Origin of the sequence: Shewanella aegiceratis (assembly GCF_019457495.1) — a bacterium.
In the GTDB taxonomy this organism is placed as follows: domain Bacteria; phylum Pseudomonadota; class Gammaproteobacteria; order Enterobacterales; family Shewanellaceae; genus Shewanella; species Shewanella loihica.
This window is the reverse complement of the sequence record NZ_CP080416.1, coordinates 3,721,632-3,748,202: the sequence shown is the minus strand read 5'-3', so window position 1 is coordinate 3,748,202 and position 26,571 is coordinate 3,721,632. Positions and strand designations below refer to the sequence as shown.

General features: G+C 54.2%; 23 protein-coding genes and 1 riboswitch. Of the genes, 11 read left to right on the top strand and 12 right to left on the bottom strand.

Going from position 1 to position 26,571, the window contains the following annotated elements; all coding sequences use genetic code 11:
- Positions 1–148 precede the first annotated feature (148 nt).
- Positions 149–1,609 carry a catalase KatB gene (gene katB / locus K0H80_RS16305; RefSeq protein ID WP_220072275.1) on the top strand — a complete coding sequence of 487 codons (1,461 nt, stop codon included), beginning with the start codon at positions 149–151 and terminating at the stop codon, positions 1,607–1,609.
- A 127-nt stretch (positions 1,610–1,736) separates the two neighbouring features.
- On the opposite strand, the gene K0H80_RS16300 is transcribed toward katB, so the two are convergent.
- Positions 1,737–2,291 (bottom strand): TMEM165/GDT1 family protein, encoded by a 555-nt coding sequence (locus K0H80_RS16300; protein WP_011866985.1) that lies wholly within the window; start codon positions 2,289–2,291, stop codon positions 1,737–1,739.
- An 82-nt stretch (positions 2,292–2,373) separates the two neighbouring features.
- A riboswitch (yybP-ykoY riboswitch) is annotated at positions 2,374–2,484 on the bottom strand.
- A gap of 425 nt (positions 2,485–2,909) precedes the next feature.
- On the opposite strand from K0H80_RS16300, the gene K0H80_RS16295 reads away from it, so the two are divergent.
- Both K0H80_RS16295 and K0H80_RS16290 read left to right on the top strand, forming a co-directional pair.
- On the top strand, positions 2,910–4,109 hold the full coding sequence (locus K0H80_RS16295) for an aromatic amino acid transport family protein (protein WP_220043330.1): 1,200 nt from the start codon (positions 2,910–2,912) through the stop codon (positions 4,107–4,109).
- Between the two features lie 223 nt (positions 4,110–4,332).
- The gene (locus K0H80_RS16290; RefSeq protein ID WP_220059054.1) at positions 4,333–6,489 is read left to right on the top strand and encodes a S46 family peptidase; all 2,157 of its coding nucleotides are present in this window, start codon (positions 4,333–4,335) and stop codon (positions 6,487–6,489) included.
- A gap of 568 nt (positions 6,490–7,057) precedes the next feature.
- Here the strand turns inward: K0H80_RS16290 and K0H80_RS16285 are convergent.
- The 6 genes from K0H80_RS16285 to K0H80_RS16260 form a co-directional block, all read right to left on the bottom strand.
- Positions 7,058–7,363, bottom strand: a complete 306-nt coding sequence (locus tag K0H80_RS16285; protein ID WP_220072274.1) for a hypothetical protein — start codon at positions 7,361–7,363, stop codon at positions 7,058–7,060.
- Positions 7,364–8,028: 665 nt separating this feature from the next.
- A complete protein-coding gene (locus K0H80_RS16280) occupies positions 8,029–8,547 on the bottom strand; it encodes a DUF4823 domain-containing protein (protein ID WP_220072273.1) in 519 nt (172 codons plus the stop codon).
- A 633-nt stretch (positions 8,548–9,180) separates the two neighbouring features.
- Positions 9,181–9,564, bottom strand: a complete 384-nt coding sequence (locus tag K0H80_RS16275; protein ID WP_220072272.1) for a hypothetical protein — start codon at positions 9,562–9,564, stop codon at positions 9,181–9,183.
- A gap of 276 nt (positions 9,565–9,840) precedes the next feature.
- On the bottom strand, positions 9,841–10,557 hold the full coding sequence (locus K0H80_RS16270; protein WP_220072271.1) for a pseudouridine synthase: 717 nt from the start codon (positions 10,555–10,557) through the stop codon (positions 9,841–9,843).
- 8 nt (positions 10,558–10,565) lie between these two features.
- On the bottom strand, positions 10,566–11,267 hold the full coding sequence (locus K0H80_RS16265; RefSeq protein ID WP_258406125.1) for a DUF998 domain-containing protein: 702 nt from the start codon (positions 11,265–11,267) through the stop codon (positions 10,566–10,568).
- A gap of 230 nt (positions 11,268–11,497) precedes the next feature.
- Complete coding sequence (locus K0H80_RS16260; RefSeq protein WP_011866974.1) at positions 11,498–12,829, bottom strand: Na+/H+ antiporter NhaC family protein; 1,332 nt, start codon at positions 12,827–12,829, stop codon at positions 11,498–11,500.
- 340 nt (positions 12,830–13,169) lie between these two features.
- Here K0H80_RS16260 and K0H80_RS16255 point away from each other — a divergent pair, with 340 nt between their 5' ends.
- Positions 13,170–13,709, top strand: coding sequence for a DUF3087 domain-containing protein (locus K0H80_RS16255; RefSeq protein ID WP_258406124.1), 540 nt, complete (start codon positions 13,170–13,172; stop codon positions 13,707–13,709).
- A 5-nt stretch (positions 13,710–13,714) separates the two neighbouring features.
- Here the strand turns inward: K0H80_RS16255 and K0H80_RS16250 are convergent, their stop codons facing one another.
- On the bottom strand, positions 13,715–14,662 hold the full coding sequence (locus tag K0H80_RS16250; RefSeq protein ID WP_220072269.1) for a LysR family transcriptional regulator: 948 nt from the start codon (positions 14,660–14,662) through the stop codon (positions 13,715–13,717).
- Positions 14,663–14,809: 147 nt separating this feature from the next.
- Between K0H80_RS16250 and K0H80_RS16245 the strand changes: the two genes are divergently transcribed.
- From K0H80_RS16245 to K0H80_RS16230, 4 genes are all read left to right on the top strand, one after another.
- Positions 14,810–16,267: an NAD-dependent succinate-semialdehyde dehydrogenase gene (locus tag K0H80_RS16245; protein ID WP_220072268.1), complete on the top strand. Its 1,458-nt coding sequence runs from the start codon at positions 14,810–14,812 to the stop codon at positions 16,265–16,267.
- A 33-nt stretch (positions 16,268–16,300) separates the two neighbouring features.
- A complete protein-coding gene (gene gabT, locus K0H80_RS16240; protein WP_220072267.1) occupies positions 16,301–17,581 on the top strand; it encodes a 4-aminobutyrate--2-oxoglutarate transaminase in 1,281 nt (426 codons plus the stop codon).
- Between the two features lie 227 nt (positions 17,582–17,808).
- On the top strand, positions 17,809–18,573 hold the full coding sequence (gene lgt / locus K0H80_RS16235) for a prolipoprotein diacylglyceryl transferase (protein ID WP_434086652.1): 765 nt from the start codon (positions 17,809–17,811) through the stop codon (positions 18,571–18,573).
- A gap of 149 nt (positions 18,574–18,722) precedes the next feature.
- Entirely contained in the window at positions 18,723–19,913 is a 1,191-nt protein-coding gene (locus K0H80_RS16230; protein ID WP_220072265.1) for a potassium/proton antiporter, read from the top strand.
- A gap of 52 nt (positions 19,914–19,965) precedes the next feature.
- On the opposite strand, the gene K0H80_RS16225 is transcribed toward K0H80_RS16230, so the two are convergent.
- The 3 genes from K0H80_RS16225 to K0H80_RS16215 form a co-directional block, all read right to left on the bottom strand.
- Positions 19,966–20,964 (bottom strand): WD40 repeat domain-containing protein, encoded by a 999-nt coding sequence (locus K0H80_RS16225; RefSeq protein WP_220072264.1) that lies wholly within the window; start codon positions 20,962–20,964, stop codon positions 19,966–19,968.
- A gap of 172 nt (positions 20,965–21,136) precedes the next feature.
- Positions 21,137–21,853, bottom strand: a complete 717-nt coding sequence (locus K0H80_RS16220) for an oxidative stress defense protein (RefSeq protein WP_011866964.1) — start codon at positions 21,851–21,853, stop codon at positions 21,137–21,139.
- Positions 21,854–22,350: 497 nt separating this feature from the next.
- A complete protein-coding gene (locus K0H80_RS16215) occupies positions 22,351–22,596 on the bottom strand; it encodes a hypothetical protein (protein ID WP_011866963.1) in 246 nt (81 codons plus the stop codon).
- Between the two features lie 528 nt (positions 22,597–23,124).
- On the opposite strand from K0H80_RS16215, the gene K0H80_RS16210 reads away from it, so the two are divergent.
- The 3 genes from K0H80_RS16210 to K0H80_RS16200 are packed head-to-tail and all read left to right on the top strand — an operon-like array spanning position 23,125 to position 25,258.
- Complete coding sequence (locus K0H80_RS16210; protein ID WP_220072263.1) at positions 23,125–23,853, top strand: basic amino acid ABC transporter substrate-binding protein; 729 nt, start codon at positions 23,125–23,127, stop codon at positions 23,851–23,853.
- A 6-nt stretch (positions 23,854–23,859) separates the two neighbouring features.
- Positions 23,860–24,540 carry an amino acid ABC transporter permease gene (locus K0H80_RS16205; RefSeq protein ID WP_011866961.1) on the top strand — a complete coding sequence of 227 codons (681 nt, stop codon included), beginning with the start codon at positions 23,860–23,862 and terminating at the stop codon, positions 24,538–24,540.
- Positions 24,533–25,258: an amino acid ABC transporter ATP-binding protein gene (locus K0H80_RS16200; RefSeq protein ID WP_220072262.1), complete on the top strand. Its 726-nt coding sequence runs from the start codon at positions 24,533–24,535 to the stop codon at positions 25,256–25,258. Before K0H80_RS16205 ends, K0H80_RS16200 begins: the two co-directional genes overlap by 8 nt.
- A gap of 60 nt (positions 25,259–25,318) precedes the next feature.
- On the opposite strand, the gene K0H80_RS16195 is transcribed toward K0H80_RS16200, so the two are convergent.
- A complete protein-coding gene (locus K0H80_RS16195; protein ID WP_220072261.1) occupies positions 25,319–26,362 on the bottom strand; it encodes a diguanylate cyclase domain-containing protein in 1,044 nt (347 codons plus the stop codon).
- Positions 26,363–26,571 lie beyond the last annotated feature (209 nt).

The window sequence follows — 26,571 nt, the reverse complement described above, 5'->3', positions numbered from 1 at the left end:
CACAATATTTGATGTTATCGAAGACTGGTTGAGCTGACCAGGCCGCGGAAACGAAAAGCTAAATTTATACCTAAACTATTACTTAAATTTTTACCCAGGCCAAGACCCGAGCCGAGGGCCCAACAAGCTAAACAGGATGGAGCGAATTATGACAACCAACTACTTAACCAGCCAAAACGGCGCACCCATTGCGGACGATCAAAACTCTCTCTCTGCCGGCGAGCGCGGCCCGCTACTGCTACAGGACTGGCACCTTATCGAGAAGCTGGCGCACTTTAACCGTGAGCGGATTCCCGAGCGTATCGTCCACGCCAAGGGCACGGGGGTGTATGGCACCTTCACCCTGACCAAAGATCTGAGCGATTACACCATCGCCGACCACTTCAACGGCGAAGGTAAGCAGACTGAGACCTTCGTACGCTTCTCGACCGTGGGCGGCGAGATGGGTTCGGCCGACGCCGAGCGCGATCCCCGTGGTTTTGGCCTGCGTTTCTACACCAAGCGCGGTAACCACGATATCGTCGGTAACAACACCCCGACCTTCTTCCTGCGTGATGGCATCAAGTTCCCGGACTTCATCCACACCCAGAAGCGTAACCCTATGACTAACCTGAAAGATCCACAGGCGATGTGGGACTTCTGGTCGCTTAACCCAGAGGCTATGCATCAGGTGACCATCTTGATGTCAGACCGTGGTATTCCGGCTAACTACCGTCAGATGCACGGCTACGGCTCGCACACCTTCTCATTCTGGAATGCCAAGGGAGAACGTTTCTGGGTCAAGTTCCACTTCAAGTCACAGCAGGGCGTGGTTAACCTGACCAACGAGCAGGCGGACAAGCTTAAGGGGATCGATCCCGACTCGTCACAGCGTGACATGGTGGCGGCTATCCAGGACGCTAACTTCCCGCGCTGGACGGTGAATGTGCAGATCATGCCTGAGGCCGATGCCAACAGCTATCACATCAACCCGTTCGATCTGACCAAGGTGTGGCCACATGGCGACTACCCGCTGATCGAGATAGGCGTGCTGGAGCTTAACCGTCTGCCGCAGAACTATTTCGCCGAGGTGGAGCAGGTGGCCTTAGCCCCGAGTAACCTGGTGCCAGGCGTAGGCGCCTCGCCGGACAAGATGTTGCAGGCGCGTCTGTTTGCCTATGCCGATGCCCAGCGCTACCGTATCGGCGCTAACTATAACCAGTTGCCGGTAAACTGCCCTCATGCCACTCAGGCTAACCATCATCAGCGTGGCGGTGCCATGGCCGGAACCCAGTGCCCCTTCAGCGGCAGTCAGACGGGCGGCGATGCCAGCGCTAACTATGGGCCGAACAGCACTCAGTCTGCCCTGGTGGAGCCGACACAGTTTGCCGAGCCACCGCTGAGACTTGATGGTGAAGCCGACCGTTACAGCCGTTACGACCAGGATGACTACACCCAGGCGGGTAACCTGTATCGCATCTTCTCAGAAGACGAGAAGGCCAGACTGGCGGCGACCATCTCAGGCTCTCTCAGTCAGGCGAGCATGGACGTGCAGGAGCGCATGTTGGCCCACTTCTTCAAGGCCGATGAAGACTATGGTCAACGCATTAAGCAGGGCCTAGGTTTGTAAGATAGGTCTGTAAGTTAGGCTTGTAGATAACCAGGTGTGTACAGCCTGAAAATAGAAAGCCAGTGATCTGAATCACTGGCTTTTTGCTATCCAGCAGGGCTCACGTCCTGCGCCTGGCTGACTTAACTTAATAGAGCAGAGTTGCCACACCCAGCAGGGCAAACAAGGCGGCGCAGCCACGGTGGATCCACTTCATCGGCAGCTTCTCGGCGCTGAAATGACCGGCGATCACCACAGGCACGTTGGCGATCATCATCCCCAGTGTGGTGCCCAGTACCACTAGCGGCAGGGCGTCATACTTGGCGGCCAGCACGACTGTGGCAACCTGAGTCTTGTCGCCCATCTCGGCGAGGAAGAAGAGAATGAAAGTAGCGATAAAGGGGCCCATCTGATAGAAGCGGCTCTCTTCGGCGTCGACCTTGTCGGGCACCAGTACCCAGAGGGCGATGGCAAAGAAGGAGAAGGCGACGATATAGGTAGCCATCTCTGGGCTTATCCAGTTGATGGCCCACTGGCCAACCCAGGCGGCGGCAAAATGGTTAGCCAGGGTAGATAGCAGTATCCCCAGGATAATCGCGGTCTTATTCTTGAATCTTGCGGCGAGGATCAGTGCCAGTAGCTGGGTCTTGTCACCTATCTCGGCGATGGCGACGGTGAAGGTTGAGGCGAGTAATGCTTCCATCATAGTTCCTAAGGGGGCAAAAATTCCAAGCACGATCCGCCGCCCCCTAATGAATGAACGGTAACCGTGCTCAGGTCTTGCAGAGTAAGAGGTGTTCCCCTTACCGTGAGTACCATGGCATGTGGCCAAGTATGTTGACACTCACTCAAGGCAAATGGCTTTGCCTTGTTAGCTACTCCCCTGAAGCAGTGGTGGCCATTATACCCAAATCCGTTTGAGGTGCAAGGAGGTGCCGGCTCGCCTGTGGTGATCACTCTGTAGACAGCTTGTTTCGTGGTTTTTACGCCTTTGTACAAACTTGCATCCGATCAAGCGGCATACCTTGTGCGCCGCCTGTGGCTCTGTTAATGTGCCAAACAGTCAAATTTATAGAGTAAAGGTAGTGATGAAACATACCTATCGATATTGTTACCGATTTAGGCAGCCTCAGGGGCTTAGCTAGATCGTAAGATAGTAGAAGCTAAGCTGTTGAGGCCAACCCGACACGTACTAGGGCAGAGATCCATAGTTCGGTTAGGAGGCTATCGCTTAGTGTGTTTCATGACTAATTCCCGCCTTCGCAGTCGTTCTAAATCTGACCTTCCAAAAAGAGATAATAAATAAAGACAGGACAATTTTGTGAACTTAAAAATGCTTGGCTCTATTGCCATCGTTGCGGGGACCGCAATTGGGGGAGGCATGTTGGCCTTGCCTCTGGCAACTGCTTCATTGGGGACGATTCCAGCCTTACTACTATTAGTGGCGATCTGGGGGGTATCTATCTATACCTCTCTGTTGATGTTAGAGATTAACTTACGTGCCGGTGTGGGGCTGAACGTCCACGCCATCACGGGCAAGACCTTAGGCAAGGTCGGCCAGCTGATCCAGGGTGGCTCCTTCTTGAGCCTGCTATTTGCCCTGACCATGGTCTATCTGATGGGCGGCTCCTCCCTGCTGGAGTCCCGCTTCGAACCCCTGGGGATCAAGGTTAACCACGAGGCGGCAGTATTGCTGTTTACCTTGGTGTTCGGCGGCTTCATCGCTATCGGCGTCTCCTGGATCGACAAGGTCTCACGTGTGCTCTTTAGCGCCATGGTAGCCCTGTTTGTCATCGTAGTGCTCTTCCTGCTACCCGAAGTCAGCCCAAGCTATATCCTGCGTGAATCGGCCACCGAATTGGTGTCTAAGGGCGAGCTGGGTAACCTCTGGCTGGCTGCCATCCCTGTGGTGTTTACCTCTTTCGGTTTTCACGTCTGTATCGCAACGATTGTGCGCTACCTGGATGGCGATGCCATGTCGCTGCGTAAGGTACTCATGATTGGCTCGACCATCCCCTTGGTGTGCTACATCCTCTGGTTGATGGTGACCCTGGGCACTGTGGGCGGCGCGACCGTGTACGGTTTCGAGGGCTCTCTGCCTAAGCTGGTGTCGGCGCTGCAGGGTATCGCTCACTCAGACATTTTACGTCAATGTATCGATTTGTTTGCAAACCTGGCGCTGATCACCTCCTTCCTCGGGGTGACGATGAGCCTGTTCGACTATATTGCCGAGCTGACCCGCGCCAGAGACAACCTGCTGGGTCGCCTGCAGACCTGGTTGATAACCTTTGTGCCGCCGCTGCTGTGCGCCCTCTACTATCCAGATGGTTTCATTAAGGTATTAGGTTTTGCAGCCCTGCCGCTGGTGGTGATGATCATCTTCCTGCCTATCGCCATGGCGCTGGGACAGCGTAAGCAAAATCTGGGCGGTTACCAGGTGAGTGGTGGTCAGTTTGCATTAGCCGCGTCGGCGCTGGTGGGTCTGGTGATTATCGCCGCCCAGCTCTGGGTTGCGCTGTAAAAAGAGACTGACAATTTGCGCCTAAGCGAAGGGGCAGGGGATTGCTGGAAATACCTGCTTACCTTTTCGCTAATTTGCTAAGCTGTTTGTTACTCAAGAATTTATGATAAAGTCGGGCCATTGCCCGACTTTTTTGTAGGGCTTTTAAGGCTTCATGCGCTGAGGACTTAAAAGACCATTGGGTATTATAAAAATTTTTATAACGATAAAACGGACTTAGCAAATGAAAAAGTTACTCGTGTCAGTGGCGCTCGCCGCTGCCTTCGGCGCTCAAGCCGATGAGGGGATGTGGCAGCCCTATCAACTGCCTGCCATGGCTGATGAGCTGAAGGCCAAAGGGCTGGAAATCGACGCCAAATCTATCTCTAAACTCACCGAATTCCCCATGAACGCCGTGATCAGCCTAGGTGGCTGTACCGCGTCGTTCGTGTCGCCAAAGGGTCTGGTAGTGACTAACCATCACTGTGCCTATGGCTCGATTCAATACAACTCGACTCCAGAGAAGAACCTGCTAAAAGATGGCTTCCTGGCGAAGAACTATGGCGAAGAGCTACCCGCTACCCCAGGTTCACGCATCTATGTCACCGAAGCCGTGACTAATGTGACCGATGAGGTGAAAGCCGGCCTGGAAAACAAGGTGGGTAACGACTTCTATCAGGGCATCGAAGCCAAAGAGAAGCAACTGGTTGCCCAGTGTGAGGCCGACGACGGCTACCGCTGTCAGGTTTACAGCTTCCACGGCGGCCTGGAGTACTATCTGGTTAAGCAGCTGGAGATCCGCGACGTGCGTCTGGTGTATAACCCGGCGGCTAGCGTAGGTAAATACGGCGGCGACATCGACAACTGGATGTGGCCACGTCATACCGGTGACTTCTCTTTCTATCGCGGCTATGTGTCGAAAGATGGCAAGCCTGCTGATTTCAGCAAAGACAACGTGCCTTACGAGCCTAAGAGCTTCCTTAAAGTGTCTGCCAAGGGTGTGAGCGATGGCGACTTCGTCATGGTTGCCGGCTACCCGGGTCGCACCAATCGTTACCGCACCGCCAACGAGGTGGAAAACCAGTTCGAGTGGGCCTATCCAGAAGGCAAGATGCTGCGTGAACGCTTCATCGAGATCATCAAGGAAACCGCGCCTGAGGGCAGCGACGAGCGCATCAAGTATGAGAGCCTGATCGCCGGTCTGGCCAACTATGCCAAAAACTTCACCTCGATGATCGAGTTCTATGGCAAGTCGACCATGCTCGACGATCGCAAGGCTCGCGAGGCGGCGCTGACTGCTTGGATCAACAAAGACAGCAAGCGTCAGGCCCAGTATGGCCAAACCATGGCCGAGCTGGACAAGCTGATCAAGGAAAGCCAGGAGCATCAAGCTCGCGACATCATCTTAGGTTATATCGGTTACACCACCATGCTGCCGACTGCCCGTAGCCTCTACCGTCTGGCTAACGAGAAGCAGCTGGACGACATGGCGCGTGAGCCAGGCTACCAAGATCGCGACATGACCCGCTTCAAGTCGGGGCTTGAGCGTATCGACCGTCGTTATGCACCGAGTGTTGATAAGGCCGTGGTACTGGATCTGCTGAGCCGTTACGCCAAGCTGCCGAGCGAAGAGCGCATCCCTGAGCTGGACAAGGCATTCGGCATCGGCAAGAAGTTCGACGCCGCCAAGCTGAGCAAGGTACTGGACAAGATGTACGCCAAGACCGAGCTGGGCGACAAGGCGACTCGTCTTGCCTGGATGGACAAGTCGGTAGCCGATTTCAAGGCCTCTAAAGATCCTTTCATTCAGTTTGCCGTCGCCATGTATGACACTGATATGGCTCAGGAAAAGAAAGAGAAGGAGCTGTATGGCAAGCTGATGAAGGTGCGTCCTCAGTATATGGACGCCATCATCGCCTACAACAAGGAGCTGGGTAAGCCGGTTTACGCCGACGCCAACTCTAGCCTGCGTGTGACCGTGGGTCATGTGAAGGGCTACTCGCCACAAGATGGTCTGGTTGCCGTACCTTTCACTCGCCTGGAAGGCATAGTAGCTAAAGACACGGGTGAAGATCCGTTCGACGCGCCTAAGAAGCAGCTTGAGCTGATCAAGCAGAAGCAATATGGCGACTACTATGTGAAGTCTATCGACTCTGTGCCGGTAAACTTCCTGTCGACCCTGGATACTACAGGTGGTAACTCAGGTTCACCAACCCTCAACGGCCGCGCCGAGCTTGTTGGCCTGCTGTTTGACGGCGTCTATGAGTCAATCATCGGCGACTGGGGTTATGATACCGACACCAACCGCTCTATTCAGGTAGATAGCCGCTACATGCTATGGGTGATGAAGTATCTGGACAACGCCGACAACCTGCTGGCGGAAATGGAGATTGTTCACTAATTACAGCGATTAGTGGAGGCGCTGGTTGGATGCTTTTAGTATCTAGTCAGCGATAAGATAAAAGGGCTTAGATGAGAATCTAAGCCCTTTTTTGCGTTAAAGGGGTAACTTTTTTGGTGTTTACTCTTTGTATTTATTTGAAATTCATTACCCTTGTTTTAGCGTTAGCCGTTACTGTTATCAATTGCCTGCGGCAGGTGAAGTGCAGGAGGCACAAATGTCGTGATCACATGGATGTGAAGGAACGACCTCAAGTGCAGATACGCTTGTGAGACGCCGTAAATACTTCCTTGTAGGCTCTGCCGAAACATCCCTGTTTCGGAAGCTCACCAGCGTATCTACACCCGGTTTTCCATCTCTTCGATTTGCCCTTACTTGCATCACTCAGATAATCAAAAGCTAAATTGTTTTTGGACAATTCCGAGTTAAAGTCTTAACTCTAGTTCGTCAATTTTAGCGAAAAATTTCTATGAGATAACGCCCGCCTAAGAGGCGGAAAATGCTTGGCTAAAATTAGCGAAGAATGAGCGCAAGCCAAGCGTTTTGCGTCCATTTTTTAAGGCGTTTGTTAGGTGTTTGGATACACCACAATTGAACTTCCAGATTCTATTGCTTCGTGATAAAAGCCAGCAAAACCTTTGAATGAGTCAGTATTCAATACTTCAACCTTTAGAGGATTCCCCCTTAAATTGGATAGCTTCTCGAAGCCAAATTTAACTATTTCCAGCGATGCTACTTCGAAGTTTAATTCGTTATCATCTTGCAGTAGGAACAATATACAGCGATGTTTTTGACCTATTTTAGGAAAGGAATAATCGTATTCTGCTTTTCCTGTGAATGTCCCCTCAAATCCATAGATAACGACAATACTCATGAAACACCTAACATTCTATTAGTGCGCATGCGCGTTTACCTCATTGAACCAGTGAAAACGCGCACAGTTAACTATCTGTATCTAATGAACTTATCAGCATTTTGCTAGATACACCATTTGGAAAAACGCGCATGCGCGTTTCCCAAATCTATTATCTACCTAACGAATAGTATAAGCAGTTAATTTTAATGCTATTTATTTTGTCCGAAATGAGAAAATGCGCATGAATACAGGCTGAAAAACGTTCAAAATCCTTATGGTTTTAATATGACTGTATAGTTATCCAGTTTTTTGGGTTGGTGAGTAATGAATTACATCACGCTGGTGTAGCGATGTAAATGACCAGACCAGAAAGTCGATTCGTTACAACTCCGTCGACCCCTTGCCTAACAAGCTTTGGGGCAAGAATCAGTTAGCTTTTATGCCTTAAATACACCAATACCGCCAAATCGAAGAGACGTTAGATACCGAGTGTAAACACGTTTTTGGCTCTCGGCGGCATGGACGCCGCCGTGAAGCGTATAGGGATATATTCACAGCGTGCCAAAAACGTGTTTGCACATAAGTCCACCGCAGGTGATAGATTGCCATGAAGGCATGACCTTTAAACACCTTTAGACAAGCATTCAGCCCGACGCCAAGTCATAAATCACACAATCAACAGCCTACTTATATAGGCTGCTCACAAACTCATTGGTGGGCTCAGGTAAGAGATCCTGCGGATGATCGCCGCCGAAACTGGCCCATTTACTCTTGCCTGTGTATGACGCGTTGGCGATCTCTTGCTTGGTCTGTGCATCCAAGACGATAAGCTGAATCTCTATGGTGTCAGGGATCCCTGACCATTCGGTTGCCCTGTCTTCCCAGTGAAGAATGACAGGTTTGACAAAGTAGCCAAACTGATTGGCATCGAGCTGTTTTAGGCAGTCATCATCCACGCAATCGGTCGCGATACTGACCTTACTGGTGTATTTGGAGAAGGCGCTTCGCACTGCATTTGCCGTCATTCGGCCTGAGTTACGATATTCCTGGTTGCCATACCAGCCATCTTTGGGCATGGCGATTAATACGCCTTTTGCAGGATCTAATTTGGCAATGGGTGCCTGTAGCGCCGAGTGTTGATAGGTCGAGCTACAAGCTGTGAGTAATAACGCAGAGGTAAGAAGTGTTATCTTTTTTATCATCGCAGAGCCTTATTCAATTAACCCATTAATCGCCAAATTAGCCTAGCTTTATTCCATGTCTGAGTCCATGAACTGCATCACTAACAAATACCTCATCAAGAAACAAAGACAAAGACCTCATAGATACCAGTAAAGCCAAATCGAAGAGACGTTGGATACCGAGTGTAGATACGCCGGTGAGCTTCGGTTTCAGGGCCGAAAATGTTCCTGACATTTTTCGGCATTCCCTCCATCCATGGAGGTCAGATGGCGCACAGCCTGTCACAGGCGTATCTGCACAACCCCCGCCGGGCAGGCGTTAGATGGCGATGAAGGTACGACCTTCATTTACCTCCCCAACATCCATTCCGGTGTGAAGACGTACAGCGTGTCACAGGCGTATCTGCATATACGTCGTTCTTTCATATCTGACCCATAGGGATATGGAAAATGTCGGCCTGATGCAGGGAGCATCACTGACCATGTGATCACGACATTGGTACCTTCATGTACTGCACCCGCCGGGCAGGCGTTAGATAACAATGAAGGTTCGACCTTCAATCCCCAACCCAATACGAATTAAGCCGGAAGTTACTCTAGCAACTATTCACCCAACTAAGCCCCCCAACAAAGCCCCTTTAAGCAGGCTAGTGCTTAAGAAAAATGTTCCCATCGTTTCTTGGTGGTCACGAAGACGAGCACGCCGCCGAGTAGCCCAGTCAATGAGCCCATAACGCCTATGCCGATATAGAGGTTGATGATGAACCCGATGGCGATGACGCAGTAGAATCCATATACGCCTAGCTTCTGCCATCGCCAGATCATGACGGCCAGGACGACATTCACCAGACTCATCACTCCGAGAAAATAGAGTATGCCGGTGCTGGCGCTGGGGTAGATCTCTGTTATGGCTTGTGGATTGGCGAAGTAGGTGATGGCGGTCATCGGATTGGCGATAAACATCAGGACTAAGAAGGCGCTTAGCCAAAATCCGCGCTGCTTCTCTGTGATCTGCTCGCCCGTTTCTGTTGATGTCATATAACCCCCTAGTGAGTTTTATTTTTATATCGTTCTCTCGCGCAATAATCACTATAGCGCTGGCTTATGACAGGGAATGTGATGTCGCCCTTAATCAAGAGATTAAATCAGATTTGAATCATGGGGATATGGAGCGAGCCCTAGACGCAAGATCCAAGAGTGAAGGAATACGAGAAAAAGAGGGAAGCGATGATAAGAGGACGTTGGGATAAACAAGACTAACAGGCTGTTAAGAAGAACCTGCCAAGTGGAGCCCACCAACAGGAGCCGATCGCTTTAGGTGATACTCTCCTTGAGTGCAGCGATTTCCTGCGTGGTCAGCGGTCGCATCTCGCCTTCTGGCAGTTCGTCCAGGGTTAAGGATTCGATGGCGACGCGCTCAAGGTCTATTACCTTGTGGCCGAGAGCCTGGCTCATGCGGCGGATCTGGCGGTTGAGTCCCTGGGTGAGGATAATTTCGAAGCTGTCTGGCCCCAGGCGTGTCACCTGGCAGGGCAGTGTGGTGATATCCTTGTAGCTGACGCCCGCAGCCATCTGAACCACAAAATCATCATCGAAGGGCCTGTCTAGCCTGACATGGTAGCGCTTGTGGTGGGCGAAGCTTGGGTGCATCAGCTTCTGGGTCAGTTCGCCGTCGTTGGTTAGTAGCAGCAGTCCCCTGGAGTCTTTATCCAGCCGTCCCACGGGGTAGAGTCGCGGCTGCTGTGGCAGCAGATGGATCAGGCTGGCAGTATCCTCTGCCAGCAGGCGGCAGTCTGTCCCCACCGCCTTGTTGAATATCCAGTAGGCCTTGTCGGCGATGGGGGGCAGCGGCTCGCCATCAACACAGACGCTGAGCGATGCCTGTGTGCCTGCGGGCGTCTCTATCAACTCGATGCTGTCTGTGTGTTTGGCGAGCCGATCGCCCAGGCTGACTCGGCCGTCGCGGATCAGTCTCGATGCGGCGCGGCGGGAGCAGTATCCAGTTAAGGCCAGGTATTGGGCGAGGCGCATCGACGCGCCTAGCCGTGGGCCGAGACTTGGCTGATCAGGTTGTCCTGATAGCTGTGTCTGGCGAGCTTCTTGATGGTGAGCGCCAGGGTGACACACCAGACCATCACCAGATTGGTCTGGGCCCACATGGCAAAGGCGACGCCGCAAATTGAGCCATCGTGGTGGCTGCAGGGCGCAAAGTCGAGTATCCCCCAATCCACCATGAGGGCCAGGCTGCTGGCGGCCGTCAGGCCCAGGCCGCTGACGATAAACAGCGGCGTCGAACAGATTGCCTTATGGTTGACCCTGGCCGAGAGGGTCAGGAAATAGAGGATGATGGTGGCGATCAGGAAGATGGTGGAAAACAGCCTGTGCTCTTTGAGGTAGTTGATGGGGTAGATGCCGATGAGGATGATAGTCACCCCCACCACAAAGCCAGCGAAGGCGATATAGTTGCCAAAGTGTCCCAGCTTGAGCTGCAACAGGCCGTACATGGCCAGCAGTATGCAAGAGCCTGCCAGGATAAGTCCCATGTTGAAGATATAGGCCAGGGGGGAGTCCACATAGTTGCCCAGCAGATCCGGCCTTTGGTTAAAGGCCTCCAGTCCCATCACCTGAAATTTGGCGAACAGGGAGATAGAGATGCCCAGGGCAGAGATGAGCGCACCGGTCAGAATGGTGAAGACCACCATGCGCTGCAGGTCATAGTTTATGGGTTGGTGTAGGGCCATAGCGATGCCATTTATTGTTATTTTTTGAATATAAAAAAGGAGTACATTTTTGGTACTCCTTTCGTTTCGACGCATGGCTAATTTCAGTAAATGCTTAACCTAATTCACTGCGTCGCAATTATATCCCTATGGCATTAGTTTAAGTGAAAACCCCCATAGAGTGGAACTGTTAAGGTGAGGATTGTCACAAATTGATCCGTGCGCCCATGGTCAGGGCGCACAAATTCAGCTTAGTGACGCTTGCGCAGCACCACTATGGCGATGGCGACTATGGCGAGGATCATGCAGTACCAGGCGTGGGCAACCGCCTGCAGCGGGCTGATGCTGAAGGTAGAGGCGATCAGTAGCGCCTGGGCACCGTAAGGGATCAAGCCCTGAATGATACAGGAGAAGATATCCAAGATACTGGCGGCGCGCTTAGGGGTTACCTCATGCTTCTCGGCCAGATCTTTGGCGATATCGCCGGTCACCACGATAGACACGGTATTGTTGGCCACACAGGTGTTGGTCAGGGCGACTATGCCTGCCATGCCCAGCTCAGAGGCACGGGTCGAGGCCTCGCCCTTGGCGCTGGAGAAGCGGACGATCAGCTTCTCAATCTGCTTGCTCACAAATGCCAGGCCACCCTGTTGCTGCATCAGGGCCGCCAGGCCACCGACCAGCATGGAGAGGATGAAGATCTCCTGCATGTTGCTAAAGCCGGCGTAGATATCCTTACCAAATTGGATCAGGCCGTAGTCCAGGGTGGCAAAGCCGGTGATGCCTGCCAGCAAGATGCCCACGGTCAGCACCACGAATACGTTCAGCCCGGCGACCGCCAGCACCAAGATGGTGAGGTAGGGGATAACCTTAAGAAAATCTATCTGCTGCGGCGCCACATCGGCCTGGCCTTGACCGGCTAGGGTGAACACTACCAGGGTGATCAGCGAGGCGGGAATGGCGAAGATCAGATTTTCTCTGAACTTGTCTTTCATCTCACAGCCCTGGGTGCGGGTTGCGGCAATGGTGGTGTCAGAGATGATCGACAGGTTGTCACCAAACAGGGCGCCCGAGATCACGGCCCCGGCCATCAGCGCGAGATCGATCTGCGCCTCTTCGGCCACGCCCAGTGCGATGGGAGCAACCGCGGCAATGGTGCCCATAGAGGTACCCATGGCGGTGGCGATGAAGGCGGCGATCACGAAGAAACCGGGTAGCAGCAGGTTAGAGGGCACAAGCGACAGGCCCAGCGCCACGGTAGCATCCACGCCGCCAGTGGCCTTGGCCACAGAGGCAAAGGCACCGGCTAATAGGTAGATGAGACACATGGCGATGATGTTGGAGTGGCCTATGCCGCCGATGAAGGTCTCTATGCTCTGGTTCAGCTTCTCTTTCGAGATCAGCAGCGCCAGTATGATGGCGGGCAGGATGGCGACCACGCTCGGCAGCTGATAGAAGGCAAAGTCGACGCCCTGGCTCTGGAAATAGACGCCGGCACCGATAAACAGGGCCAGAAACAGGAATAGTGGCAGCAGGGCGATAAACGATGCCTTGGGGGCCGTGGTTTGTGTTGGTGTTGTCAAAACGCTCTCTCTTCTCGCTAAACGTCTCCGTGGAGACGTGTCATTAAAACTGGATGCTCGTTCCCTTGCCCTCCTAGCTGGAACATCTCGCTTTTTTGCGAAATGGGACATCTCAATAGGTGAGAGGATATGAGATCGAAAGACGTCTGTCAATTTAGACGTCTAGATGTTTTTACCGCTAAATGTTTGGTTGCTGTTAAATCCTCTGACAAGCCTGTTAACATCTTGCGGTAACAATTTATTAACTTGCCTAGCTTAAGCTGAGAGATCAAATTTTTTATCTTGTTAAAACTGTCACTTAACTTATTACTCATGCTAGGCTTGCGCCTCATGTGGCTTAGTGGAAATCGAAAAAATGATGTTAGTCGAGGTGGATAAGGCGCGTTATCGCCAGCACTTAAATCGGGTGATAGCGGTGTTTATCGCCAGTTTGGCTCTGCTGTCTCTGGTATCTGGGCAGCTGTTGATCGCCTTGTTTGGCAATCAGGAGGTGGTTAGCGGCGAGTCTACCGGCAACCTGCACCTGAATTTCTTCGGCGTGTTGATAGGCTTTGGCATCTGCGCCTTGGGGCTCTACCAACAGCGACACAAAGCGTACTTTCGCGAGATCTATTATGTGTCTAGGCTCAAGGCGCTGCAGAACCGCATCTACCGCAAGTTTAAGCAGATCAAACAGGCGGGCGAGCGTAACGACATCGACGCCCTCACCATACAGGTGTTCTATTTCAGCAGCCAGAAACTGGTTTATCTGCTGGACGACAACACATTGACCCTGAGCCAGGTCGATAAGGAATTAGAGGCAGTTAAGGCGCGTATCGCCGAGCTTGGGCTTAATATCGGCCCAGAGGATTTCGACGAGTCGCTGCTGAAGAAGTTTTAGCCCCTTTATCTCTGCTCGCCTCGTGGCTTATCCAGGCCAAACACTTCGTTGAAGGCCTGGGTCAGCAGCTCCACCTTGGCGCTCTCACGCGCCGACTGCTTGACCACCATGGAGAGGTTGAACTGGTAACAGGCCTCATCTCCGTGAATGATCTTGATCTCCTGCTGTTTCAGCTCCTCCTGAATGTAGCTCAGGGGCAGGTAACCTATGTAGCAACCCGATAGAATTAAGGTTTTACGAGTATCAAACTGATAAGCCTTGGCCGACAGGTTGAGGCGTTTGAGCTGCTCTCTGCCCTCGGGGTCTATATCGACACCTGGGTGGATAGAGGGGGTCTTGGCCAGCATCTCGGCGCTGATCTCTTCGTCGCTCAGGTGAAAATAGGGATGCTTGGCGCTGCAACACAGGTAGATGGGCTCGCTAAAGATGGTCTGATAGTTTAAGCCCTGGATCTGTTGATAGCTGGGCAAGAGGCCGACGTGGGCCTTGTCCTGTAGCAGCGACTTCTCAATCTGGTGCAGCGCCTCGCCATCAAGAATAAGGTGTAGCTGGGGCTGACGTTGGTGTATGTAGGCGATCACCTGGGCCAGCTTCTGCTGCATGCCGTAGTCCAGCTGATCGGCGCAGAGGATCACCAGTTCGCCGATCAACTCCTCCCCCAAGTTGTTAACAAACATCGAGAAATCGTTGAGGGAATCGAATAGTTCGATACAGGCGTGATACACGGCCTGGCCCGCCTCCGTGAGGGCAAATCCGCCCCGTCCTCGGCTACACAGCTTAAGCTTCATTCGACTCTCAAGGTTAGACATGTGCACGCTGATGGTGGAGCGGGTGACCCCGAGTTCATTCTCTGCGGCGGCGAATCCACCATTCTCGACCACGGTGCGAAAGATACGCAGTAACCTTAGATCGTATTCGGTGATCGCCTTAGGGATGATGGACTGTTTGCTCATTAGTTTTATCGGCTTCAAACTTTTTGTTGAATATTTGGTATTTAACCCGAGTTAGTTTTGCTATTCAATAGAGAAATTAGCGCGCCCGTCTTGATTCAAGCTCTGGCGTAGCCCTTTAGATTCGAACTATTTATGCAGGGAACTGTTATGCAGGGAATTAAAGACACTCAGTTAATCAAACTTTCCTCCTATATCGATGGCAGATGGACGGCGGGCGAGCAGCGCTTCGACGTGGTGAATCCGGCCAGCCAGGAGGTGATTGCTCAGGTGGTTGACGCCAGTCTCGACGATACCCAGGAGGCCATACTGGCCGCCAAGCGGGCACTGCCGGAGTGGTCTAAGCGTTCGGCCAACGAGCGCGCCGCCCTGATGCGTAAATGGTTCAACCTCATGATGGAGCACCAGGAAGATCTGGGCCGCTTGCTGACCCTGGAGCAGGGTAAGCCCCTGGCCGAGGCCAAGGGGGAGATCGCCTATGGCGCCGCCTTTATCGACTGGTTTGCCGAGGAGGGCAAGCGTGTCTATGGCGACACCATTCCGGCACCGGCCAACGACAAGCGTATTCTGGTGATCAAGCAGCCTGTGGGCGTGGTGGCCTCTATTACTCCGTGGAACTTCCCCAACGCCATGATCGCCCGTAAGGCAGCGGCTGCGCTGGCGGCCGGTTGTACCTTCGTGGCGCGTCCATCGCCGCTGACGCCGCTGTCGGCCCTGGCGATGGCCGAGCTGGCCGAGCGCGCCGGCATTCCTGCCGGGGTGTTCAACATAGTGGTGGGCGAAGATGCCGTGGGCATGGGCAAGGTGCTGACCCAGCATCCGGACGTGGCCAAGTTCACCTTCACCGGTTCTACCGCCGTGGGCAAGATTTTGCTGGCCCAGTGCGCGACCAGCGTGAAGAAGGTCTCCATGGAGCTGGGGGGCAATGCGCCCTTTATCGTGTTCGACGATGCCGATATCGATGCCGCGGTGCAGGGCGCCCTGATCTCCAAGTATCGCAACGCCGGGCAAACCTGTGTCTGCACCAACCGTATTTTCGTGCAGAAGGGAGTTGCCGCGGCCTTTACCGAAAAATTTACTGCCGCCGTGGCCAATCTCAAGTTGGGCGATGGCCTGGGCGATGGCGTGACCGTCGGCCCCATGATCTCCAAAGATGCAGTGCAAAACGTGCTTAAGCTGGTGGATGATACTGTGGCAAGCGGCGCCAAGCTGGTGACCGGCGGTCAGCCGAGTGAGCTGGGCGAGAGCTTCCTGGCACCCGTGATTGTCACAGATGTGACTAACGAGATGCCGCTGGCCCGCAACGAGATCTTCGGCCCTGTGACCCCTATCATCAGCTTCGATAGCGAGGCCGAAGCGCTGGCCATGGCCAACGATACCGAATATGGCCTGGCCGCCTATTTCTACGCCCGGGATATCGGTCGCATCTTCCGCGTCGCCGAGGGGCTGGAGTATGGCATGGTGGGCGTCAACGAGGGGATTATCTCCAACGCCGCCGCACCTTTTGGCGGGGTGAAGCAGTCGGGCAACGGCCGTGAAGGCTCCAAGTATGGCCTGGACGATTATCTGGAAATTAAATACCTGTGCCTCGGTGGCCTGGATAAGTAGTGGCTTGGATAAGTAAACGGAAGGATAGAGACGATGAGCAACGCAGAATTACAGGCGCGTAAGGTACAGGCGATCGCCAGGGGACAGGGGAACGCCTATCCCGTCTATGTGGAGCGGGCGTTAAACGCCGAGCTGTGGGATGTCGAGGGCAAGCGCTACATCGACTTCGGTACAGGGATCGCCGTGTGTAACACTGGCCATAGCCATCCCAAGGTGGTGGCGGCGGTCAAGGCGCAGCTGGATAACTTCAGCCACACCTGCGTGATGGTGAATCCTTATGAGTCGGCGGTAGCCCTGGCGGAGCAGCTTAATCGTATCGCCCCCGGTGATAGCGACAAGAAGGCTATCTTCGTGACCACGGGCGCCGAGGCGGTGGAGAACTGCGTCAAGATCGCCAGGGCTCATACCGGGCGTCGCGGCGTTATCGCCTTCAACGGTGGCTTCCATGGCCGCACCAACTTGACCATGGCGCTGACGGGTAAGATCACCCCCTACAAGCATCAGTTTGGCCCCTTCGCCGGGGATATCTTCCATGCGCCTTATCCGGTGGCCTTCCATGGCGTGAGCGTGAAAGACTCCCTCAAGGCGATCGAGCATCTGTTTAAGGTGGATATCGCCCCTTGTGATGTGGCGGCGATCGTGGTCGAGCCTGTGCAGGGCGAGGGCGGTTTCTACGCCGCGCCGCCTGAGTTCTTACAGGCGCTCAGGGCGCTGTGTGACCAGCACGGTATCGTGCTGGTGATGGATGAGATCCAGACAGGTTTTGGCCGTACCGGCAAGATGTTTAGCTGCGAGCACGCGGGCGTCGAGCCGGATCTGATGACCATGGCCAAGGGGATCGCCGGTGGCTTCCCACTCGCTGCCGTGGTGGGTAAGAGCGAGATCATGGACGCGCCGCTGCCGGGCGGCCTTGGCGGCACCTATGGCGGCTCACCCGTGGGCTGTGTGGCGGCGCTGGCGGTGCTCGAGGTGATGCAAGAGGAGCAGTTGGTGGAGCGCGCCGTTCAGATAGGCGACAGCTTCAATCAGGCGCTCTCTGCCCTCAAGGAGCAGTATCCACAGCTGATTGGCGAGGTGCGCAATCAAGGCGCCATGATCGCCATGGAGTTGGTGATCGACGGTGACAGTGAGCAGCCCAACACGGCATTGACCCAAGCGATTATCGCCAACGCCGCGGCCCATGGCCTGGTGCTGCTGGCCTGTGGCTTCTATGGCAACGTGATCCGCTTCCTGCCGGCGTTGACCATCAGCGATGAGATCATGGCCGAGGGGCTGGCCAAGTTTAAGACGCTGTTCGAGAGCCTGGTGGACTAATTCGCTCTTGTTTGCGAGCTGGGGACTAAATCCCCCGGGTTTGCGAACCATCACCAAAAGCCTGGGAGATTTCTCCCGGGCTTTTTTGTATCTGTATGTTGAAAATCGCCACAAGACCTTGAATAACCAAGTCGAAGCGCGTAAAACTGCCTGTCAGCAGCGTTATTCACCAGGCCAATGGGCCTCAGGCGAGGGAGTTTAGGTTTTTGGATCACTTTATTTGGAATATGGACCCTGTGTTGGTCTCTTTCATGGGGCTGACAATACATTGGTACGGCGTCCTGTTTGCTACAGCGATCTTCGCGGGCTTTCAGGTGATGAAACGCATCTATGTGCGCGAAGGCCTGGATGTGGAGTCACTGGATAACCTCTTAATCTACTGCGTTATCGGCATAGTGGTGGGGGCGCGTCTGGCCCATGTGTTGTTTTACGATCCCAGCTACTACTTCGCGCACCCGGCTAAGATTCTGGCGATCTGGGAAGGCGGCCTGGCCAGCCATGGCGGCGGCCTGGGGGCGATCCTGGCGCTCTACTATTACCATCGCAAGATGAAGTTGCCGTTCCTCTTCCTGCTGGATCGGCTGGCGATCGCCACGGCCATCTTCGGCTTCTTCGTGCGCATGGCCAACTTCGTCAATTCTGAGATCCTCGGGGTGCCGAGCGACAAGCCCTGGGCCATAGTGTTCGAGCGGGTGGACATGTTGCCGCGCCATCCGGCCCAGTTGTATGAGGCGCTGGCCTACCTGAGCATCTTCATCGCCCTTTGGGCTATCTACAAGACCACTGAGATGAAGCAGAAGCAGGGCGCCCTGTTCGGCCTCTTCCTGGTGTGGGTGTTCAGTGCCCGTTTTGCCATAGAGTTCGTCAAGGTGAAGCAGGCGGCCTATGCCCAAGACTGGACCATGAGCGCCGGTCAGATGCTGAGTATTCCTTTCCTGCTGGTGGGGGTCTTCCTGCTGGTGAAGCCCTATCTGGCATCCAAGGCCAAATAGCGATAAGTAAGCCCGACTCAGCTCGGGCTTTTTTTTCAATTAAAAACAGTTAATCAATCATTTAACTCATCTCCAATTAATAGTTCCTCTGCTAAAATAGGGGGGCAAATCTCATTGTCCCAGCCTATTCATCTGCCAGAAGGAGACCTATGTCCTACCAGGTTATCTTGTTAGGGATCGCCGCGCTGATTGCCGTGGGGATCTTGTTGCATCACCCCTCAAAGACCCTGGGGTTGCCCAGTCTGTTGATCTTCATGGGCGTGGGCCTGAGCCTGGGCAATGGCGAGTTTAATTTTGTCTACGATAACCTCACCCTGACCTCCACGGTCGGGGCGGTCGCCCTTAACATGATCGTCTTCGTCGGCGGCATTAATACCAAGACGGAGAGCATCAAGCTGGCCTACCGTGAAGGTGGGGTGCTGGCAACTTTTGGGGTGCTGCTGACCACGCTTATTCTGGGCGGGCTCCTCTATCCATTGACCGACTGGAGCCTGGTGATCTGCCTGCTGTTTGCCGCCGTGGTCTCCTCGACCGATGCCGCGGCCGTGTTCTCGATTCTGGAGTCGAAGAAGCTTAAGCTCAAGGAGCGCACGGATACCGTGCTGGAGTTCGAGTCGGCCACCAACGACCCGGTCGCCCTGGTGATGGTGATGATACTCACAGGTATCGCTCTGGCGCCGGATGCGCCGGTATCTCCCTGGGCAATAGGCCAGATGCTAGGCTTGCAGATCGCCTTAGGGATAGGCGTCGCCTTTGTCGTGGCCAAGTTGGCGGTGTGGGCACTGAACAGCATACATCTCGAGGAATATGGTCTGATCCCCGTATTTGTGCTCGCCAGTTTCGTGCTGGCGGCCTATGGCAGCGAGCTGGCCGGCGGCAATATCTTGATCGCCTCCTATGTGTGTGGCGTGGTGATGGGCAACGGCATACGCCGGGGCGTGGAGGTGACGCGGCATTTCTTTAACAGCCTCTCCTGGCTGGCGCAGTCGCTGATGTTCATCATACTCGGGCTGCAGATCTTCCCCCAGACCCTGTTTAGTGTGTTCTTCCTGTCGCTTATTCCGGCGGCGCTACTGATGCTGGTAGCCAGGCCCTTGGCGGTGCAGATCTGCTATCTGCCGTTTCGTCAGGCGAGCTGGAAGAAGCGACTGTTTATCTCCTCCATAGGTCTCAAGGGGGCGACCCCTATCGTCTTCTCGCTGATCCCGGCGGCGGCCGGTGTCGAGGGGGCGGTGGAGATGGTGCATCTGGTGTTTTTCATCGTGCTCTTCTCCATATTGTTGCAGGGCGCGGCGATTGAGCCCCTGGCCAAGCGACTTGGGCTCAATAGCGACAGTTAAGGGGCATTGCTCTGAGCCTAGTGCTTAATTCCGTGTGCTCAACTTCCAGCGCTCAACTTCCAGCGCTCAACTTCCACTGCTCTAGGGCGCCGTCTGAGCTGAGAGTGATGAGCTGCCCACCATAGCTCACCATATCCATGACGGTCGTGCCCATGGAGAAGGGGGTAAGCTGCCAGCGCGCTAGCTCCTTGCCGGTGGTGACCTGCCAGCGAAAGATAGTCTGCTTTGAGGTGGCGGTGATCAACTCATCGCCCCTGTGAATGAAGCGGGCGCGGCGAAAATAGCGGTAGCGCTCGAAGTAGCTCAGTTCACTCAGCGCCTCTCCCGTATCGAATGCCAGCAGTTGATGATTGTCCAGGTTGTCGGCGAAGAAGAGGCGTCTATCGGCCTCATCAAACGCCAGGCTGGTGATGCGCTGGGGCAGGGAGAACTGCTTTATTATCTCGCCGCTGCCACTGACCCACCAGAGCACCTTGCCATCATGGCCTGCCGATAACAGACGCTCATCCGAGCTGCCAAAGGCGAGGAAAGCCACCTCGGCGTCGTGTTGTTTAAACAGGGAAAACTGCTGCGCCGTGAAATCCACCAAGATCACGCTGCCTTCGTTCATGCCGATGGCGATGCGACTGCCCGACTGATTGAGTGCCAGGGTCGAGATGCTGGCGTAGTCGTCAAAGCCATTGACCTGCCAGGTCAGCTGGATATTGCCCTGCTGGATATCTATCAGAGTAATTTGGCGTTTGCCGCCATAGGCCAGATAGCGCTTGTTGCCCGATAAGGCCAGCTGATAACCCGGATGCTCGAAGGCGGTAGCCGGCCAGTGAAAGCGCTGCTTGCCCTCGGGGAGGCTCCAGACGCTGAGATCCCGACTTCGACTCAATGTGATGGCCAGGCTGGCATCCTCTGCCAGTAGCCCCGCCACCAGGTTGTCCTCCACCAGACGCTTGAGGCTCTGCGGTGGCAGGCTTGTCTGCTTATCTGAGCACCCTGAGAGGACGACGAGTAACAGGGCTAGGCTTACGAGGTGGCACAGGTGCTTGAGTGTGGACATGACAATTGCGGATAAGGCTCAGTTGCAGGGAGTTAGCTGAGCATAACACATGTAAAAGCCCGCCGGTGTCAGCCATCGGGCCTGAAGGGCCATGTCTTGTATGAGGCAAGGATTGTATGGGCCATGTCTTGTATGAGCCATGGCTTGTATCGACTAAGCCTTCTATGAGCCATTACTTGAGGCGGTAAATCACCTCGACGCGATCGCTGATGCTGGTCTGGGCCTCCTGATAACTCTCGGCCACATCACCACGGGCTGCGGCGCTCATCTTATACACCATGGGGCGCACCGCTCCCTGAGCCTGATAGCGGATCTCCCATACGCCATCCAGACGCTCACCGAAGCCTTCGGCCAGGGCGGCGGCCTTCTGCTTGGCGTCCTTGATCGCCATCAGCCTGGCCTGTTCAATCATCTCGGCCTCCTTACTGGATTTGAAGTTGATCTGATGGATGCGGTTGATCCCTTGCTGCAACGCGCTGTCGAGCAGGTCGTTGAGCTTGTCCAGTGCCCTTAGGGTGACCACCACCTGGCGACTGGCGAGGTAGCCAATCTCCTTGTTGGTGCGCGTTTCAGGGTCGTACAGATAGTCGGGACGCAGATTCAGGTTGGCGCTCTGTACATCGTCTCGAGCGATCCCCGCCTTGGCTAATCTGGCCAGGAAGTCGCTGACCGCCTTGTCTGATCCCGCCTTGGCCTTGGCCGGGTTGTCGGCCTTAGTCACCACCTCGACGGTTAGCTCGGCCATGTCGGCCTTGACGACCAGCTCGCTGGTGCCGACGGTTTCGATATGGGGGAAGTTTAGTTCTGCGGCGGCCGCGTTAGGTAAAGCAAGCAGGCTGCCGGTGAAAACCAATGAACCAAATAGGGTGGCAATCAGGGTCTTTTTCATCGAATACTCCAAACGCACGTAATAGTGACAAATCAGTAGATAAGAATCGGTTGTTTGAGCATATAGACGCAAGATTTCTGAAAAGGGGTTAAATAAACTGAAAATTTTTTTGGTGCTGTCGGAGAGGCTTCACCTAAAAGAAAAAACCTGGTGATAGAGCATCCTGCCTATCACCAGGCGAAAGCGCCTTTGGGGGAGCGCTGGGGAAGTTGCAAATAAGTCCTTGTGGGACTCGTTTGCATCTTCCCTAGAGGTGCCACCTGTAAAACACCTCTTTTTAAATGGTTTTGCGATTCAGGCCCGTCGTCGGTCTCTGGCCCTCGACTTAGGCTATTATGTTTGCTGCCCTCTAACCTGAAATCACATGCTTCCTGCAGACCACTTATTCTGTTTCCATCTTGTTATCTTGCCTTCCCTAGCCCTTGGCGAATCGATTAAGTCCTTGGCGATTCTATTTAGCTCTTAGCGAATCGACTTAGCTCTTGGTGAATAGAGGCTTATCCTTGGATAAGCTTGAGTTCACGCATGAGCTGATTGAGTTGCATGGTGAGTCGGTCGATCTCGGCGCGCAGCACACCCACGCGCCCGCCTTGCTGCTCACTCTGGCGAACCAGTTGGTAGACCGTCTTGGTGGAGACGCCAAACTGTTTGGCGACATCCGATAGCAGGCAGTTGTTTCCTTTGACTTCGGCGACGATCCGCTCTGCCATCTTAGGCGTGATACTCTTAGATACTGTACTCATCTGTGACTCCTTATGGATGAATCCGCGTGTTAGCCTATTCGACATCCCACTGGCTGATGCCGAGGTGAAAGATAAACTGCCAATCTTCGAAGCGGCTGACCGCCATTAACCAAGGTTTCATCTACAACTCCTTATGGGATGGTGCTTCATTTACCTTTGGCAATTCTGCCCGCCCCAATGACTACCTACAAAGTAATATGTAAGTTCTGTGCCAACTTTTTCAAAGATTGTTAATTAATTGATTTTTATGGTTATTAATGATTTTTGATTGCGTCTGACAAGTGTGACATCGCGCACAGGGCTCACCAACTTGGTGCCGCCATGGCTTGCATTGGTGCAAGTCTGCAAGTTTGGCTTGGTGCCGCTTTGGGCTGGCCGAGCTACACTGACAAATAGGCAAGTTTATGTTAATAAAAAGCAAACAAAATGACTAAATAGTCATTTTTATCGCATAAGTATTGACTGTGTGAGTCGGGCTGCCTATAGTCGTGGCCAATTGAGCGAATATTCCTGGTAAGAGAGTAAATAATGAACAAATCTATCCTGTTAGCCGGCTTTACGGCCCTGTTGCTGCTGAGTGGCTGTGGCAAAGAGAAAGATTATTTGGTGGTAGGCACCAATGCGGCCTTTCCGCCCTTTGAATATGTGGGCGGTGTCAGCGGCGATCAGGTAATGGGGTTTGATATCGATCTGGCCCGCAAGGTGGCTGAGGATGCGGGCAAGACGCTCAAGGTGGAGAACATGAAGTTCGACTCGCTGATCGTGGCCCTCAACGCCGGCAAGATAGATATGATCGCCTCGGGCATGACCATCACTCCAGAGCGTCAGGCCAGCGTCGACTTTTCCGAGCCCTATTACGAGGCGACCCAGGTGGTCTTGGTTAACAAGCAGGATGACAGCATCCATAGCCTGGCGGATCTCGCCGGTAAACACTTCGCGGTGCAGCTGGGCTCAACCGCCGACATGATGGCCAAGAAGTACACCCAGTCGGTGACCGCCTTCAATACCGGCTTTGAGGCGATCATGGAGCTTAAGAACGGCAAGGTGGATCTTGTGCTGTTCGACAGCGAGCCAGCCGCCAACTACCTGGCCAAGAACCCTGAGCTCAAGCTTATCAGCCTGGACTTCCCCCCAGAGTTTTATGGTTTCGCCGTGGCCAAGAGCCAGCCCGAACTGCTAGCCAGCATCAACAAGACGCTGGCGACCATGAAGCAGAATGGTGAATACGACGCCCTGCTCGCCAAACACATGAAGTAGGCCGCCATGTTAGATGCAATCAATTCCTCGCTGTTTACGCCCATAGGTGAAGATGGGCTCATAGGTATCTACCTGATCCTCAATGGCTTAAAGGTGACGCTGATCGTGACCCTGTTCGCCATGATCTTGGGTGCCATACTGGGCGTTGCCACCACATTGATGAAGATGTCGAGCCGCTGGTATCTGCGCTGGCCCGCCAACCTCTATGTGGGCGTGATACGCGGCACCCCAGTGGTGGTGCAGCTGGTGATCCTCTACTTTATCGTGCTGGCCACCTGGGATGTGGATAAGGTGAGCGCCGCCATCATCGCCTTCGGCCTCAACAGCGGTGCCTACATCTCTGAGATCATCCGCGCCGGCATACAGGCGGTGGATAAGGGGCAGACGGAGGCGGCGCGCTCCCTCGGCCTGTCGCAGGCGGTGACCATGAAGGAGGTGATCCTGCCCCAGGCGATCAAGAACATTCTTCCTGCCCTGGGTAACGAGTTTATCGTGCTGCTAAAAGAGACCGCGGTGATCGGTTTCATCGGCGGCGTGGATCTGATGCGCTCGGGCGAGATCATCCGTAGCCGCACCTTCGAAGACAGCGTGCCCCTGTTTACCTGTGCACTCATCTACCTGGCGTTGACCTATAGCTTCACCTTTATGTTGTCGAAGTTTGAGAAGAGGCTTAAGCAAAGTGATTAAGATTAGTAATCTGCATAAATATTTCGGCGACAACCAGGTGCTCAAGGGGATCGACGAATCGATCGCCCGGGGTGAGGTGGTCAGCGTCATCGGCCCCAGCGGCAGCGGCAAGAGTACCTTCCTGCGCTGCATCAACCTGCTGGAGCAACCCACCCAGGGGGAGATAGTGATCGATGGTCAGTCGATCACCGCGCCAGATGCCTGCATCGATAAGCTGCGGCAGAAGGTGGGCATGGTGTTCCAAAACTTTAACCTCTTCCCCCACAAGACGGTGCAGCAGAACATCACCCTGGCGCCGGTGAAACTGGGCTTGATGACTCAGGCCGAGGCCGATAGCGAGGCGATGCGCCTGCTGGACCAGGTGGGACTGAGTGACAAGGCGAGCGCCTATCCCGCCAGCCTGTCTGGCGGACAGAAACAGAGGGTCGCCATCGCCCGCGCCCTGGCGATGAAGCCTGAGCTAATGCTATTTGACGAGCCCACCTCGGCGCTGGACCCCGAGATGGTGGGCGACGTGCTGGATGTGATGAAACAGCTGGCTCAGGCGGGAATGACCATGGTGATCGTCACCCACGAGATGGGCTTTGCCAAGGATGTCTCCGACAGGGTGATCTTCATGGATGGCGGCTATGTGGTGGAGAGCAATGTGCCTTCGCTGTTGTTCGGTCAGCCACAGGAACCGCGCACCCAGGCGTTCTTGAGTAAGGTGCTCAGGTAAGTTAAATATTCAGGTAATTTAAATCTTCGGATGAGTTAAATCTTCAGGTCAGTATAGGGGCTAGCCCTCGGCCGCTTGCTCGGCCTGCCAGAACTGGTAGTCGTGTTTGCCCTGGGCCTTGACCCGGTACATGGCGGCGTCGGCGAACTCGCAGGCGCTGGCAAAGTCATCGCTCGGGGTGAAGCAGTAGATGCCGATACTCAGGCCGAGTTTGACCTCAGTGCCTTCTAAAATGATCGCCTGACGATAGACATCCAACAGCGACTGGGCCCGCTCACTCAGCAGAGTCTCGTCCTGGCTTGGGTGCAGAATTAAAAACTCATCGCCGCCGAGACGGGCGATCTGGGCCTGAGTGCCTATGACGCCCCTGAGGGTGTGGGCTACATGGACCAAGAGGTGGTCGCCAAACTTGTGGCCCAGCTTGTCGTTGAGCTCCTTAAAGCCATCGAGATCGATGAAGAAGATGCTGCCCGTGCCTCGTTGATACAGCTCCTCAAATGCCAGGGTGATCGCCTTACGATTACTCAGGTTGGTGAGAGGGTCGCAGTGGGCCAGCTCAGACAGCTCCTGCTCGTAGCGTTTCTCCTGGGTGATATCCATGTGAGTCCCCATCATGCGTAGCGGCGTACCATCCGGCTTGCGCTCGACGATACGGCCACGATCGGACACCCAAGTGACCGAGCCATCCTTGTGGATCATCCGGTGCACCGCCTGATAGTAATCAGACTTGCCCTCTACATGATCTTCGAAGGCCTTGATCACCCACTCCTTATCCTCCGGATGCAGATTCTGTTTCCAGCTGTCCACATGGGCCGCCAGCTCTTCGCGACTAAAGCCCAGCAGTTCGCCCCATCGCATGTTGAAGATGGTCAGGTTGCCACTGGGAAGATGTTGCTCCCACAGGCAGAGACGGTTGCCATCGAGTGCGGCAAAGAGTTTCTCTTCGGCGCGATCGTTGAGCAGCGTTAACTTGGCGTTCTCGCGTCTGAGCGCCGCATTTTCGGCGCGTAGCTTCGCGATCAGGTCCGCCGTTTGCTCGGCACTTTTCTCTGCCGATGGCTCTGTGTTGGCTAATTGATTAGATGGCTGCTCATCCGGCTCCATCGAAGGGGCTCTCCTTTACGTTTGTCAGGCATAAGTTAACCATTATTGGGTAGTGAAACAACTGTCTAAACAAGATGATACATTTTGCTACAGATGTTGCATCCCAGGCGTGGTGGCCGCTAGGTAAAGATTTGGAAGGCGAGCTACGAAACTTAACAAGAATTCACTTGCTAAGGTTCATGGCTAACTCATTAGCCCTAAAGCAAAAA